This window comes from Acinetobacter sp. ANC 3929 (genome assembly GCF_000369405.1).
Taxonomy (GTDB): domain Bacteria; phylum Pseudomonadota; class Gammaproteobacteria; order Pseudomonadales; family Moraxellaceae; genus Acinetobacter.
Window position 1 is genome coordinate 94,130 of record NZ_KB850002.1, and the last position, 14,235, is coordinate 108,364.

The window sequence follows — 14,235 nt, forward strand, 5'->3', positions numbered from 1 at the left end:
TAAACTGCACACCGTTCCGATACGAAACGTACGAAACACTAAGAAAGAGCCGGCATAGCTCAGTTGGTAGAGCAACTGACTTGTAATCAGTAGGTCCACAGTTCGAATCCGTGTGCCGGCACCATCTTAAAAGTGTGGTAGTATAGTGTAAAGAACAGCACTGTGTAAGTGTGATATGGTGAGATTCCCGAGCGGCCAAAGGGGGCAGACTGTAACTCTGCTACGAAAGTTTCGAAGGTTCGAATCCTTCTCTCACCACCATCTAACTTCGATAGAAGTGGTAAATACCAATATGCGGGAGTAACTCAGTTGGTAGAGTGGCAGCCTTCCAAGCTGCATGTCGCGAGTTCGACCCTCGTCTCCCGCTCCATCGAAGATGTCGCTCTTATAGCTCAGTGGTAGAGCACTCCCTTGGTAAGGGAGAGGTCTCGAGTTCAAATCTCGATAAGAGCTCCAGATATAAAACTTAGTAGAATTTCTACAGATTTTAAAGAAGCAGGCTATTATAGTCTGCTTTTCAAGTATTGGGTGTCTAGTTTTTTAGGCGATTGTCGATAAGTAAGGTTTTTCAGGGTTGTTTTTCTCTAAACTTGTGTCGACGTAAACGAGGAGAATCAAATGGCTAAGGCTAAGTTTGAACGTAATAAACCACACGTAAACGTGGGTACAATTGGTCACGTTGACCATGGTAAAACAACTTTAACTGCTGCAATTGCAACGATCTGTGCAAAAACTTACGGCGGTGAAGCGAAAGATTACTCACAAATCGACTCAGCTCCTGAAGAAAAAGCACGTGGTATTACAATTAATACTTCACACGTAGAATACGATTCTCCAATCCGTCACTACGCTCACGTAGACTGCCCGGGCCACGCCGATTATGTTAAAAACATGATTACTGGTGCTGCTCAGATGGACGGCGCGATCCTTGTATGTGCTGCGACTGATGGTCCAATGCCACAAACTCGTGAACACATCCTTCTTTCACGTCAGGTTGGTGTACCTTACATCATCGTATTCTTGAACAAGTGTGACCTTGTTGATGATGAAGAATTACTTGAATTAGTAGAAATGGAAGTTCGTGAACTTCTTTCTACTTATGACTTCCCAGGTGATGATACTCCAATCATCCGTGGTTCAGCTCTTCAAGCATTAAACGGTAACGACGGTCCTTATGGCGAGAAAGCTGTAATCGATTTAGTTGCTGCACTTGATTCTTACATTCCAGAGCCAGAACGTGCTATCGATAAAGCATTCTTGATGCCAATCGAAGACGTATTCTCTATCTCAGGCCGTGGTACAGTAGTAACTGGTCGTGTAGAAGCTGGTATCGTAAAAGTTGGTGAAGAAGTTGAAATCGTAGGTATCAAAGATACGGTTAAGACAACTGTAACTGGCGTAGAAATGTTCCGTAAATTGCTTGACGAAGGTCGTGCAGGCGAGAACTGTGGTGTTCTTCTTCGTGGTACTAAGCGTGAAGATGTACAACGTGGTCAAGTACTTGCTAAACCAGGTACAATCAAGCCGCACACTAAATTCGATGCAGAAGTATACGTACTTTCTAAAGAAGAAGGTGGTCGTCATACTCCATTCCTTAACGGTTACCGTCCACAGTTCTACTTCCGTACAACTGACGTAACTGGCGCGATCAAATTACAAGATGGCGTAGAAATGGTAATGCCTGGTGACAACGTAGAGATGTCAGTAGAATTAATTCACCCGATCGCAATGGACCCAGGTCTACGTTTTGCGATCCGTGAAGGTGGTCGTACTGTAGGTGCTGGTGTTGTTGCTAAAGTAACTGCATAAGCCCAATACCGTATGTTACACTCAAATCGAAAGCTCCGGCTTTCGATTTGTACGTTAGGTCAGTAGTTCAATTGGTAGAGCGTCGGTCTCCAAAACCGAATGTTGGGGGTTCGAGTCCCTCCTGGCCTGCCACTTTTTTTAAATAAAAAAGCTTAATTCTGGCTGAGTTGTCATATAATAAGTCGCGAATTCTACGACGAGTAAAAAAATGTCGAATGATAAATCGCGTGACGCATTAAGCGACGCGCCAATCCCTCAAAGAAATAATGTTGCAGAAGTTGTAAGCTCTGGTTCACCGCTAGATGTTGTCTTATGGTTGATTGCTATAGCTTTATTAGTCGGTTCAGCATTGGTAAACCAGCATTTACCTGCCTATTGGGCACCAGCAAATGATATTTGGGTGCGTGTTGGGGTGATTTTGGCTTGTGTCGTAGTCGCTTTAGGTTTATTATACGCCACCCATCAAGGCAAAGGCTTTGTGCGTTTATTGCAAGATGCGCGAATTGAACTGCGTCGAGTGACCTGGCCAACAAAACAAGAGACGATCACGACATCGTGGCAGGTTCTTTTGGTTGTACTTGTTGCATCATTGGTTTTATGGTGTTTCGACTACGGCTTAGGTTGGTTTATTAAGTTAATTATTGGGTAAGAACGCGATGAAACGTTGGTATATTATTCATGCCTATTCAGGCTTTGAAAAACAAGTGATGCGTTCGCTTAATGATCGAATTCAGCGTAGTACTGTTGCTGAAAGCTTTGGTGAAGTCCTTGTCCCTACTGAAGAAGTAGTGGAAATGAAGGATGGTAAGAAGCGTAAGTCTGAACGTAAATTCTTTCCTGGCTATGTGTTAGTCGAAATGGAAATGAATGATGATACTTGGCACATCGTAAAAGAGTGTCCAAAGGTTCTTGGTTTTATTGGTGGTACACCAGAGAAGCCAGCACCGATTTCACAACGTGAAGCTGATGCGATCCTTGCTCGTGTACGCAATACTGGTGAAGCGCCTCGTCCTAAGACGATGTTTGAACCTGGTGAAGAATTGCTCGTTATAGATGGTCCGTTCACAGACTTTAAAGGAGTCGTGGAGGAAGTGCTATACGAAAAGTCACGTTTAACGTTGACGATTAATGTATTTAATCGACCAACTCAAGTTGAACTCGAGTTTCGCCAAGTCGAAAAAACAGTTTAATTTGAATAGGTTGTGAAGCGCCCGATCTGATCGGGCATTGTTGTTCTAACACTTCGGTGTTGTTTAATTTTTGGGGAGCCTAACGGCGTCTGTACCCAGAGGTAATTTTCAATGGCTAAGAAGATTGACGGCTATATCAAGCTGCAAGTTCCAGCTGGTAAAGCAAATCCATCTCCACCAATTGGTCCTGCTTTAGGTCAACGTGGTGTAAACATCATGGCATTCTGTAAAGAATTCAATGCTGCTACACAAAAACTTGAAGTTGGTTTGCCAATTCCTGTCGTGATCACTGTGTACAACGATAAGTCGTTCACTTTCATCATGAAAACTCCACCTGCATCTATTCTTCTTAAGAAAGCTGCTGGTATCCAAAAGGGTTCTTCTGTACCTAACAAAACTAAAGTTGGTAAGTTGACTCGTGCTCAGTTAGAAGAAATCGCGACTACTAAAGAACCAGATTTAACTGGTGCTGATTTAGACGCTCGTGTGCGTACCATTGCTGGTTCTGCACGTTCTATGGGCTTGGAAGTGGAGCTATAAGACATGGCAAAGTTAACTAAACGTCAAAAAGCCATTGCTGCTGCTGTTGAAGCAAACAAAGTTTACACTTTGGAAGAAGCAGTACAAGTTCTTAACAGCCTTCCAGCTGCGAAGTTCAAAGAATCTTTAGATATCGCTGTAAACCTTGGTGTAGACCCACGTAAATCTGATCAGGTTGTTCGTGGTGCTACAACTTTACCTGCGGGTACTGGTAAAACTGTACGTGTTGCAGTATTTGCTCAAGGTGCTGCTGCAGAAGCTGCGAAAGCTGCTGGTGCTGATATCGTTGGTTTTGATGACCTTGCTGAAAGCATTCAAGGTGGAAACCTTGATTTCGACGTAGTAATTGCTGCTCCTGATGCAATGCGCGTTGTTGGTAAGCTTGGTACAATTCTTGGTCCACGTGGCTTAATGCCAAACCCTAAAGTGGGTACAGTAACTCCTGATGTTGCTAACGCGGTTAAGAATGCTAAATCTGGTCAAGCACGTTACCGTGTAGACAAAGCGGGTATCATCCACGCTGCGATCGGCCAACTTGGCTTTAGCGAAGAAGCTGTACGTCAAAACGTTGAAACTTTAATTGCAGACTTGAAAAAGTTAAAGCCTGCAACTTCTAAAGGTGTATACGTTAAAAAGATCACTTTGAGCTCTACTATGGGTCCTGGTTTGATCGTTGACGTAAGCAACGTTTCTAAGTAATTAGAAAGAATTTTGAAGCCTTAGATTTTTTCGTTGAAAAAATCTAAGCAAACTTTGAATTGATAAATGAATGTTTATCAGCGTCAAAGACCTCAGGCGAAGTGATTCTTTTTAGATGATCTTCTTAATAACCCAGTCTGAGTAGACGCGGTGGTGTGATTTTTTGCTCCTCCGCGTGTAAGTCTGAATAGGGCTTACGAATTGGGAGTGCGCTCGTATGAGTGCATAAATCACCGTTAGGAGGTTTTACGATGGCTCTTCTTATCGAAGACAAAAAACAGATCGTTGCTGAAGTAAGTGAAATTGCTTCTACAGCGTTCGCTGCCGTTGTTGCTGACTACCAAGGTTTAACCGTTGAGCAATTAACTGCTCTCCGTGTTGAAGCTCGTAAACTAGGTGTTGCTACACGTGTTGTACGTAATACTTTAGCTAAACGTGCGCTTCAAGATACGCCATTTGCTATCTTGAATGATGACCTTGTTGGTCCAACAATCTTAGCATTCTCAACTTCTGAAGACGACATGGGTGCAGCTGCACGCTTGTTCGAAGAATTTGCTAAAACTAATAAAGCATTTGAATTAAAGGCTGCTGCATTTGAAGGCAAACTTTATCAAGGTGCTGACGTTAGCGTTATCGCGAATCTTCCGAACCAAGAAAAAGCGCTTACTATGCTTGCCTCTGTTCTTCAAGCTCCTATTTCGAAATTGGGTCGCTTACTTACAGCGCTTCAAGAGAAAAACGGGTCAGAAGCTGCTTAAGCTTAAATCTACTTTCACACCATTCAATATCCATTTGGAGTTACTCTCATGGCTTTAACAAACGAAGAAATCTTAAACGCAGTTGCTGAAAAAACTGTTCTTGAACTTGTTGAACTTATTTCTGCTTTCGAAGAAAAATTCAACGTATCTGCTGCTGCTGTAGCTGTTGCTGCTGGTCCAGCTGCTGCTGCTGTTGAAGAACAAACTGAATTCAACGTAGAGTTGACTTCTTTCGGTGCTAACAAAGTTGCTGTAATTAAAGCAGTTCGTGAAGCTACTGGTCTTGGTCTTAAAGAAGCTAAAGATCTTGTTGAAGGCGCTCCTGCTGTTCTTAAGGAAGGCGTTTCTAAAGAAGAAGGCGAAGAGCTTAAGAAGAAGCTTGAAGAAGCTGGTGCTACAGTTACACTTAAGTAATTCTGTAGGGAGTCGATTTTTTGAAAATCGGCTCCAAAAAATGGCTGATGGCTCTTGGGTCATCAGCCTTTTTGCGTTACAATAATCGGCTCGTTTTTTGTTAGTTTTGCGGTTTTTGTGCGCGGAATTCAAACAAATAACACAATATCAAACGCTTACCAATATTTTTTTGCTTATAAAAATATTGTTAAGCGTTTTAATACCACTAAAAATTGCAGCATTTGTAAACAGTGGTGGCCATATCGGCCTGCGTAATTCCTTCTAAACCCGTTCTGCAGGCGGGTTTAGTTTACTTTCCGAGGACTCCAGATGGCATACTCATATACCGAAAAGAAACGGATTCGTAAGAATTTTGGTAAATTGCCCCACGTAATGGAAGCACCGTATTTACTTTCGATTCAGGTCGATTCGTACCGTACTTTCTTACAAGGTGGTAAAACTCCAAAAAATCGCGAAGATATCGGTCTCCAAGCCGCATTTCGTTCAGTTTTTCCTATTGAAAGTTATTCTGGCAATGCTGCTTTAGAATTTGTTGAGTATAGTCTTGGTAAGCCAGAGTTTGACGTGCGTGAATGTATTTTACGTGGTTCAACTTATGCGGCACCAATGCGCGTAAAAATTCGTTTGATCATTAAAGATCGCGAAACGAAGTCAATTAAAGACGTTCGTGAACAAGAAGTTTACATGGGTGAAATGCCACTCATGACAGATAACGGTACATTCGTTATCAACGGTACTGAGCGTGTAATCGTATCTCAATTACACCGTTCACCAGGTGTATTCTTCGACCATGATAAGGGTAAAACCCACTCAAGCGGTAAAGTGTTGTATTCAGCACGTATTATCCCTTACCGTGGTTCATGGTTAGACTTCGAATTTGATGCAAAAGATTTGGTATTCGTACGTATTGACCGTCGTCGTAAACTATTGGCGACTGTCATTTTACGTGCTTTAAATTATAGCAATGAACAAATCTTGAATTTGTTCTACGAAAAAGTACCTGTATATCTTGATATGGGTAGCTATCAAATTGACCTCGTTCCAGATCGCTTACGTGGTGAAATGGCGCAATTTGATATCTTGGATAATGATGGCAAAGCAATCGTTGAACAAGGTAAACGTATTAATGCGCGTCATGTACGTCAAATGGAAGCTGCGAACTTAGCCAAGCTTTCTGTACCTGATGAATATTTATATGAGCGTATTACTGCTGAAGACATCAAGTTGAAAGACGGTGATGTAATCCCTGCGAATACCGTTCTTAGCCATGACATCATGGTGAAGTTAGCTGAAGGTGGTGTTAAACAGTTTAACATCCTGTTTACTAACGATATCGATCGTGGTTCTTTCGTTGCAGATACATTACGTGCAGATACAACAACAGGTCGTGAAGAAGCACTTGTTGAAATCTATAAAGTAATGCGTCCAGGCGAGCCGCCAACGAAAGAAGCTGCTGAAAACTTATTCAATAACTTGTTCTTCTCATCTGAGCGTTATGACCTTTCTCCAGTGGGTCGTATGAAGTTCAACCGTCGTTTGGGTCGTCCTTACGAAGTAGGTACAGATCAGAAGTCTCGTGAAGTTGAAGGTATTTTATCGCACGAAGATATCATCGATGTATTGCGTACATTGGTTGAAATCCGTAACGGTAAGGGTGAAGTCGACGATATCGATCACTTGGGTAACCGTCGTGTACGTTCTGTTGGTGAAATGACAGAAAACCAATTCCGTGTTGGTTTAGTTCGTGTTGAACGTGCTGTTAAAGAGCGTTTAAGCCAAGCAGAAACAGATAACTTGTCTCCACAAGATTTAATCAACGCAAAACCAGTTGCTGCTGCAATCAAAGAATTCTTTGGTTCAAGCCAATTGTCTCAGTTCATGGACCAAAACAACCCATTGTCTGAGATTACACACAAACGTCGTGTATCTGCGCTTGGTCCTGGTGGTTTGACGCGTGAACGTGCGGGCTTTGAAGTACGTGACGTACATCAGACTCACTACGGTCGTGTATGTCCAATTGAAACGCCTGAAGGTCCAAACATTGGTTTGATCAACTCGCTTTCTGTATATGCAAAAGCGAATGACTTCGGTTTCTTGGAAACTCCATACCGTCGTGTTGTTGAAGGCCGTGTAACGGATACAGTTGAATATTTATCTGCGATTGAAGAAGTAGGTACTGTCATTGCACAGGCCGATTCTGCTGTAGATAAAGATGGCAACTTGACTGAAGAAATGGTTTCTGTACGTCACCAAGGTGAATTCGTACGTATGTCGCCTGAGCGCGTAACACATATGGACGTTTCTGCTCAGCAGGTTGTATCTGTTGCTGCATCACTGATTCCATTCCTTGAACACGATGATGCGAACCGTGCATTAATGGGTTCAAACATGCAACGTCAGGCTGTTCCGACCTTACGTGCTGACAAGCCGCTTGTTGGTACAGGTATGGAAGCAAACGTAGCACGTGACTCAGGTGTGTGTGTGATTGCAGACCGTGGTGGTGCGATTGAATATGTAGATGCATCTCGTATCGTTATTCGTGTAAACGAAGATGAAATGATCGCGGGTGAAGCGGGTGTAGATATCTACAACCTGATCAAATATACACGTTCAAACCAAAATACATGTATCAACCAAAACGTTATCGTAAACTTGGGCGACAAAGTTGCTCGTGGCGATATCTTGGCTGATGGTCCATCGACTGATATGGGTGAACTTGCGCTTGGTCAAAACATGCGCGTCGCGTTCATGACATGGAACGGTTATAACTACGAAGACTCGATCTTGCTTTCTGAGCGTGTACTTCAAGAAGACCGTTTAACGTCGATCCACATTCAAGAGTTGTCTTGTGTAGCGCGTGATACTAAGTTAGGTGCAGAGGAAATTACTGCCGATATCCCTAACGTTGGTGAAGCTGCACTGTCTAAGTTGGATGAGTCTGGTATTGTTTATATCGGTGCGGAAGTGACTGCGGGTGACATCCTTGTTGGTAAAGTAACGCCTAAAGGTGAAACTCAGTTAACACCTGAAGAAAAATTACTTCGCGCAATCTTTGGTGAAAAAGCAGCTGACGTGAAAGACTCTTCTTTACGCGTTCCGTCTGGTACTAAAGGTACAGTCATTGACGTTCAAGTCTTCACGCGTGATGGTTTGGAAAAAGATGAGCGTGCTCAAGCAATTGAAAAAGCTCAGCTTGACGCATACCGTAAAGATTTGAAAGAAGAATACAAAATCTTCGAAGAAGCAGCACGTGAACGTATTGTTCGTTTGTTGACTGGTCAAGAGTCTAATGGTGGTGGTTCAACCAAGCGTGGCGATAAACTTTCTGTAGATGTATTGTCTGGTTTAGAGCTGGTTGATTTACTTGAAATCCAACCGACTGACGAAGCAATTGCTGAGCGTTTAACTCAAATTCAAGTGTTCTTGAAAGAGAAGAGTTACGAAATTGATGAGAAGTTTGCAGAGAAGAAACGTAAACTTTCTACAGGTGATGAATTAACAACTGGCGTATTGAAAGTTGTTAAGGTTTACCTCGCAGTTAAACGTCGTATCCAGCCTGGTGATAAGATGGCAGGTCGTCACGGTAACAAGGGTGTTGTATCAAACATCTTACCCGTTGAAGACATGCCGCATGATGCCAATGGTGTACCAGTTGATATCGTATTGAACCCGTTGGGCGTACCTTCACGTATGAACGTGGGTCAGATTCTTGAGACTCACTTGGGTATGGCTGCTAAAGGTCTTGGCGATAAAATCGAAAAAATGTTGAAAGAACAGCGTACAGTGATTGAGCTGCGTGAATTCTTAGACAAGATTTATAACAAGGTTGGTGGCGAGCAAGAAGAGCTTGATAGCTTAACTGATGCAGAAGTCTTGGCACTTTCAGGCAACCTACGTGCTGGTGTTCCATTGGCAACACCTGTATTTGATGGTGCTGAAGAAAGCCAGATCAAAGACTTGCTTGAATTGGCTGACATTTCACGTACTGGTCAAACGGTGTTGTTTGACGGACGTACAGGTGAACAGTTTGATCGTCCTGTAACTGTAGGTTACATGTACATGCTCAAATTGAACCACTTGGTTGATGACAAGATGCATGCACGTTCAACAGGTTCTTACTCACTTGTTACTCAACAGCCGCTTGGTGGTAAAGCACAATTCGGTGGTCAGCGTTTCGGTGAGATGGAAGTATGGGCACTTGAAGCATACGGTGCAGCATATACACTTCAAGAAATGCTCACTGTGAAGTCGGATGACGTCGAAGGCCGTACACGCATCTATAAGAATATTGTAGATGGTAACCATTATATGGATCCGGGTATGCCTGAATCGTTCAACGTATTGACCAAAGAGATCCGTTCTTTAGGTATCAACATTGAACTGAAAAATGGTGACTAAAAAATCTCCCCCAACCCCTCTTTGAGAAAGCGGGGAGAAAGTCCTCCTTTGTAAAGGGGGATTTAGGGGGATTAGATATTCCCAAATTTCAGTAAAAACAATATTTGTGACCCAGTCGAGTGAGCTTAGCTCCTCGGCACACGGAGAAAAAAATTGAAAGACTTGCTCGATATCATGCGTAAGAAACCGGATTCAGAAGGTCATGCACCTGTTGAATTTGACCGTATCCGTATTGGTCTTGCGTCGCCAGAGATGATTAAGTCATGGTCTCACGGTGAAGTTAAAAAACCTGAAACCATTAACTACCGTACTTTTAAACCTGAACGTGACGGTTTGTTCTGTGCCAAAATTTTTGGTCCAGTAAAAGATTACGAATGCTTGTGTGGTAAATACAAGCGTATGAAATACAAAGGTGTCATTTGTGAAAAATGTGGCGTTGAAGTAACAACTGCCAAAGTTCGTCGTGAGCGTATGGGTCACATCGAACTTGCATCTCCAGTTGCACACATTTGGTTCTTGAAATCATTACCGAGCCGTATCGGTTTGCTTCTTGATATGACATTACGTGATATCGAACGCGTATTGTATTTCGAATCTTATGTTGTTACAGATCCTGGTATGACTCCGTTTGAAAAGTATCAACTTTTAACAGACGAAGAATACTACAATGCACTTGAAGAACACGGTGATGAATTCACTGCGAAGATGGGTGCAGAAGCGATTCAGGATCTATTAAAAGATATCGATCTTGAAGCGGAAATTGCGCGTTTACGCGAAGAGATCCCTCAAACAACCTCTGAGACGAAACTTAAGAAATCGTCTAAGCGTTTGAAATTGATGGAAGCTTTCAAAGATTCAAACAACAAGCCTGAATGGATGGTGATGAACGTACTTCCTGTACTTCCACCAGATTTACGTCCGCTTGTACCACTTGAAGGTGGTCGTTTCGCGACTTCAGACTTGAACGATTTGTATCGTCGTGTGATCAACCGTAACAACCGTTTAAAACGTCTTCTCGACTTGGCTGCACCAGACATTATCGTACGTAATGAAAAACGTATGTTACAAGAGTCTGTAGATGCGTTGCTTGATAACGGTCGTCGTGGTCGTGCAATTACAGGTTCGAACAAACGTCCATTGAAATCTTTGGCAGACATGATCAAAGGTAAACAAGGTCGTTTCCGTCAAAACTTACTTGGTAAGCGTGTAGACTATTCAGGTCGTTCGGTGATTACCGTTGGTCCTACTTTACGTCTTCACCAATGTGGTCTTCCGAAGAAGATGGCACTTGAACTATTCAAGCCATTTATTTTCGCGAAACTACAAGCTTCTGGCCAAGCAACAACCATTAAAGCTGCGAAGAAAATGGTTGAGCGTGAGACACCAGAAGTTTGGGACGTTCTTGCATCTGTGATTCGTCAACATCCAGTGATGTTGAACCGTGCGCCAACACTTCACCGTTTAGGTCTTCAAGCATTTGAACCTATTTTGATTGAAGGTAAAGCAATCCGTCTTCACCCACTCGTATGTGCTGCGTTTAACGCCGACTTCGATGGTGACCAAATGGCGGTACACGTTCCATTAACATTGGAAGCACAGTTAGAAGCGCGTGCCTTGATGATGTCAACCAACAACATCTTGTCACCTGCAAACGGTGAGCCAATCATCGTTCCTTCTCAGGACGTTGTCTTGGGTCTTTACTACATCACGCGTGATGCGGTAAATGCCAAAGGTGAAGGCATGGTGTTTGCGGATACACATGAAGTTAACCGTGCGTTAGCGACGGGTAAAGTTGCGATCCATGCACGCGTAAAAGTACGTGTACACCAAACTGTAATCGATGAAAATGGTCAGCGCGAAAAGCAAACTATTATTGTTGATACGACACCAGGTCGTTGCTTGTTGTGGGAAGTGGTTCCACAAGGTTTAAGCTTTGAATCGATCAACCTTGAGATGACCAAGAAAAACATCTCTAAGTTAATCAACTCTTGCTACCGTAAATTGGGCTTAAAAGATACCGTTATCTTTGCTGACCAATTGATGTATTTGGGCTTCCGTCAAGCGACGCGTTCAGGTGTATCTGTTGGTATGGAAGACATGCTTATTCCGCCAAATAAGCACACCATTATCGACAAAGCTGAAACAGAAGTTCGTGAAATCGAACAACAGTTTGAACAAGGCTTCGTAACTGCGGGTGAACGCTATAACAAAGTGGTCGATATTTGGGCACGTACCAATGACCAAGTTGCGAAAGCGATGATGGACAACTTATCTTATACCCTTGTGAAAAACAAACAAGGTGAAGACGAGAAGCAGAAGTCATTCAACTCAATTTATATGATGTCAGACTCGGGTGCCCGTGGTAGTGCGGCGCAGATCCGTCAGCTTGCTGGTATGCGTGGTTTGATGGCGAAACCAGATGGTTCGATCATTGAGACGCCAATTAAGGCAAACTTCCGTGAAGGTTTGACCGTACTTCAGTACTTCATTTCAACACACGGTGCGCGTAAAGGTTTGGCCGATACCGCATTGAAAACTGCGAACTCTGGTTACTTGACTCGTCGTCTTGTAGATGTAGCACAAGATTTAGTTATTACTGAATCTGATTGTGGTACAGCTGGTGGTCTCGTAATGACACCATTCATTCAAGGTGGTGATGTGATCGAGCCATTACGCGATCGCGTATTGGGTCGTGTAACTGCTGAAGATGTACGTCGTGCATCTGATGATGAAGTTGTGCTTGCACGTGGTACGTTAATTGACGAGAAAATTGCTGCTGAGCTTGAAGAAGCGGGTGTCGATGAAGTTAAAGTACGTTCAGTAATTGCATGTGAATCGACATTCGGTGTATGTGCACGCTGTTATGGTCGTGATCTTGCACGCGGTCACTTGGTGAATCCAGGTGAATCTGTCGGTGTAATGGCTGCTCAGTCAATTGGTGAACCTGGTACACAGTTAACAATGCGTACCTTCCACGTGGGTGGTGCTGCAAGCCGAACGTCTGCTGCAAACAGTGTTCAAGTACGTAATAAAGGTACTGTACGTTTCCACAACGTGAAAACTGTACAACATGCCAAAGGTCACTTAGTGTCAGTTTCACGTTCAGGTGAAATTGGTATTGCGGATGATTTAGGTCGTGAGCGTGAGCGCTATAAACTTCCTTACGGTGCAAGCATCTTGCTGAAAGATGGTGAAGCTGTAGAAGCGGGCGGTATCGTGGCGACTTGGGATCCACATACACATCCACTTGTTACCGAAGTTGCGGGTAAAGCGCGTTTCAGCCAAATTGCTGATGGCGTAACTGCAACGTCTAAGACAGATGATGCAACAGGTATGACCACTGTTGAAATCTTGCCTGTAACAGCTCGTCCTGCTTCTGGTAAAGATTTACGTCCTGCAATTGTGTTGGATACAACAGATGGCGGCGAACAATTCTACTTCTTACCACAAAATACGATCGTAACCGTTCGCGATGGCGCAACGATTGGTGTGGGTGATGTACTTGGTCGTGTACCCCAAGAAACTTCACGTACACGTGATATTACCGGTGGTCTTCCACGCGTAGCGGATTTATTTGAAGCACGTAAACCGAAAGAACATGCGATTCTTGCAGAAGTATCAGGTGTTGTAAGCTTCGGTAAAGAGACCAAAGGTAAGAACCGCTTAGTGATTACTCCGGATGATGGTTCTGAGATCTACGAAGAATTGATTCCAAAATGGCGTACCATTAACGTGTTCGAAGGTGAACATGTGAACCGTGGTGAAACCATTTCTGATGGCCCACAGAACCCACATGACATCTTGCGTTTGAAAGGTGAAGTCGCATTAACTAACTACATCGTGAACGAAGTTCAAGACGTTTACCGTCTCCAAGGTGTGAAAATCAACGATAAGCACATTGAAGTTGTTGTACGTCAAATGTTGCGTAAAGTTGATATCACTGATGGCGGTGATACAAGCTTCATCAAAGGCGAGCAAGTGGATTACATCCGCGTTGTTCAAGAGAACCAAGCTGTCTTGGCTCAGAACAAGTTCCCTGCGAAGTTTGAACGTCAGTTGATGGGTATCACGAAAGCATCGCTTTCTACTGACTCATTCATCTCTGCGGCATCGTTCCAGGAAACAACGCGTGTGTTAACTGAAGCGGCTGTAACAGGTAAAGAAGATGACTTACGTGGCTTGAAAGAGAACGTTGTTGTAGGTCGTTTGATCCCTGCTGGTACAGGTCTTGCGTATCATTTAGAGCGTCGTCGTCAAGAGTCAGAAGCTGCTGAATTTGAACTTCATAACGATTTCAGTGAAGTTGACCAAGCATTTAGTCAAGCGTTGAACTCAGACCAGTTCTAAGTTTTAACGAATTAAAAAAGGCACCTTCGGGTGCCTTTTTTTGTGGGAAAATGAAGCATTTGTTACAAAAACACATTACA

9 protein-coding genes and 5 tRNA genes are annotated in these 14,235 nt (G+C 43.3%); all 14 read left to right on the plus strand.

What is annotated here, in order from left to right:
- Nucleotides 1-48: 48 nt before the first annotated feature.
- Nucleotides 49-124: transfer RNA gene (locus F909_RS01080), tRNA-Thr, on the plus strand.
- Nucleotides 125-177: 53 nt separating this feature from the next.
- A tRNA-Tyr gene (locus F909_RS01075) sits at nt 178-261 on the plus strand.
- Between the two features lie 33 nt (nt 262-294).
- Nucleotides 295-370 (plus strand) — tRNA-Gly (locus F909_RS01070).
- Between the two features lie 11 nt (nt 371-381).
- Nucleotides 382-456 (plus strand) — tRNA-Thr (locus F909_RS01065).
- Nucleotides 457-618: 162 nt separating this feature from the next.
- Nucleotides 619-1,809: an elongation factor Tu gene (gene tuf, locus F909_RS01060; protein ID WP_004802222.1), complete on the plus strand. Its 1,191-nt coding sequence runs from the start codon at nt 619-621 to the stop codon at nt 1,807-1,809.
- A 56-nt stretch (nt 1,810-1,865) separates the two neighbouring features.
- Nucleotides 1,866-1,941: transfer RNA gene (locus tag F909_RS01055), tRNA-Trp, on the plus strand.
- Between the two features lie 76 nt (nt 1,942-2,017).
- Nucleotides 2,018-2,458 (plus strand): preprotein translocase subunit SecE, encoded by a 441-nt coding sequence (secE, locus tag F909_RS01050; RefSeq protein WP_004802225.1) that lies wholly within the window; start codon nt 2,018-2,020, stop codon nt 2,456-2,458.
- A gap of 7 nt (nt 2,459-2,465) precedes the next feature.
- Nucleotides 2,466-2,999, plus strand: a complete 534-nt coding sequence (gene nusG / locus F909_RS01045) for a transcription termination/antitermination protein NusG (RefSeq protein WP_005154809.1) — start codon at nt 2,466-2,468, stop codon at nt 2,997-2,999.
- Between the two features lie 111 nt (nt 3,000-3,110).
- On the plus strand, nt 3,111-3,539 hold the full coding sequence (rplK, locus tag F909_RS01040) for a 50S ribosomal protein L11 (protein ID WP_004637639.1): 429 nt from the start codon (nt 3,111-3,113) through the stop codon (nt 3,537-3,539).
- Between the two features lie 3 nt (nt 3,540-3,542).
- Nucleotides 3,543-4,238: a 50S ribosomal protein L1 gene (rplA, locus tag F909_RS01035; protein ID WP_004656290.1), complete on the plus strand. Its 696-nt coding sequence runs from the start codon at nt 3,543-3,545 to the stop codon at nt 4,236-4,238.
- 251 nt (nt 4,239-4,489) lie between these two features.
- The gene (gene rplJ, locus F909_RS01030; RefSeq protein ID WP_004802230.1) at nt 4,490-4,996 is read left to right on the plus strand and encodes a 50S ribosomal protein L10; all 507 of its coding nucleotides are present in this window, start codon (nt 4,490-4,492) and stop codon (nt 4,994-4,996) included.
- Nucleotides 4,997-5,044: 48 nt separating this feature from the next.
- A complete protein-coding gene (rplL, locus tag F909_RS01025) occupies nt 5,045-5,410 on the plus strand; it encodes a 50S ribosomal protein L7/L12 (protein WP_004802232.1) in 366 nt (121 codons plus the stop codon).
- 309 nt (nt 5,411-5,719) lie between these two features.
- Nucleotides 5,720-9,808 (plus strand): DNA-directed RNA polymerase subunit beta, encoded by a 4,089-nt coding sequence (gene rpoB / locus F909_RS01020; protein ID WP_005154810.1) that lies wholly within the window; start codon nt 5,720-5,722, stop codon nt 9,806-9,808.
- 153 nt (nt 9,809-9,961) lie between these two features.
- Entirely contained in the window at nt 9,962-14,155 is a 4,194-nt protein-coding gene (gene rpoC, locus F909_RS01015; RefSeq protein WP_032878338.1) for a DNA-directed RNA polymerase subunit beta', read from the plus strand.
- The last annotated feature ends 80 nt before the right edge of the window (nt 14,156-14,235 follow it).

What these genes read in the sequence shown, in the direction of transcription:
- nusG (WP_005154809.1), top strand. Translation starts at nt 2,466, where the DNA reads ATGAAACGTTGGTATATTATTCATGCCTATTCAGGCTTTGAAAAACAA.
- rplA (WP_004656290.1), top strand. Translation starts at nt 3,543, where the DNA reads ATGGCAAAGTTAACTAAACGTCAAAAAGCCATTGCTGCTGCTGTTGAA.
- secE (WP_004802225.1), top strand. Translation starts at nt 2,018, where the DNA reads ATGTCGAATGATAAATCGCGTGACGCATTAAGCGACGCGCCAATCCCT.
- rplL (WP_004802232.1), top strand. Translation starts at nt 5,045, where the DNA reads ATGGCTTTAACAAACGAAGAAATCTTAAACGCAGTTGCTGAAAAAACT.
- rplK (WP_004637639.1), top strand. Translation starts at nt 3,111, where the DNA reads ATGGCTAAGAAGATTGACGGCTATATCAAGCTGCAAGTTCCAGCTGGT.
- rplJ (WP_004802230.1), top strand. Translation starts at nt 4,490, where the DNA reads ATGGCTCTTCTTATCGAAGACAAAAAACAGATCGTTGCTGAAGTAAGT.
- rpoB (WP_005154810.1), top strand. Translation starts at nt 5,720, where the DNA reads ATGGCATACTCATATACCGAAAAGAAACGGATTCGTAAGAATTTTGGT.
- tuf (WP_004802222.1), top strand. Translation starts at nt 619, where the DNA reads ATGGCTAAGGCTAAGTTTGAACGTAATAAACCACACGTAAACGTGGGT.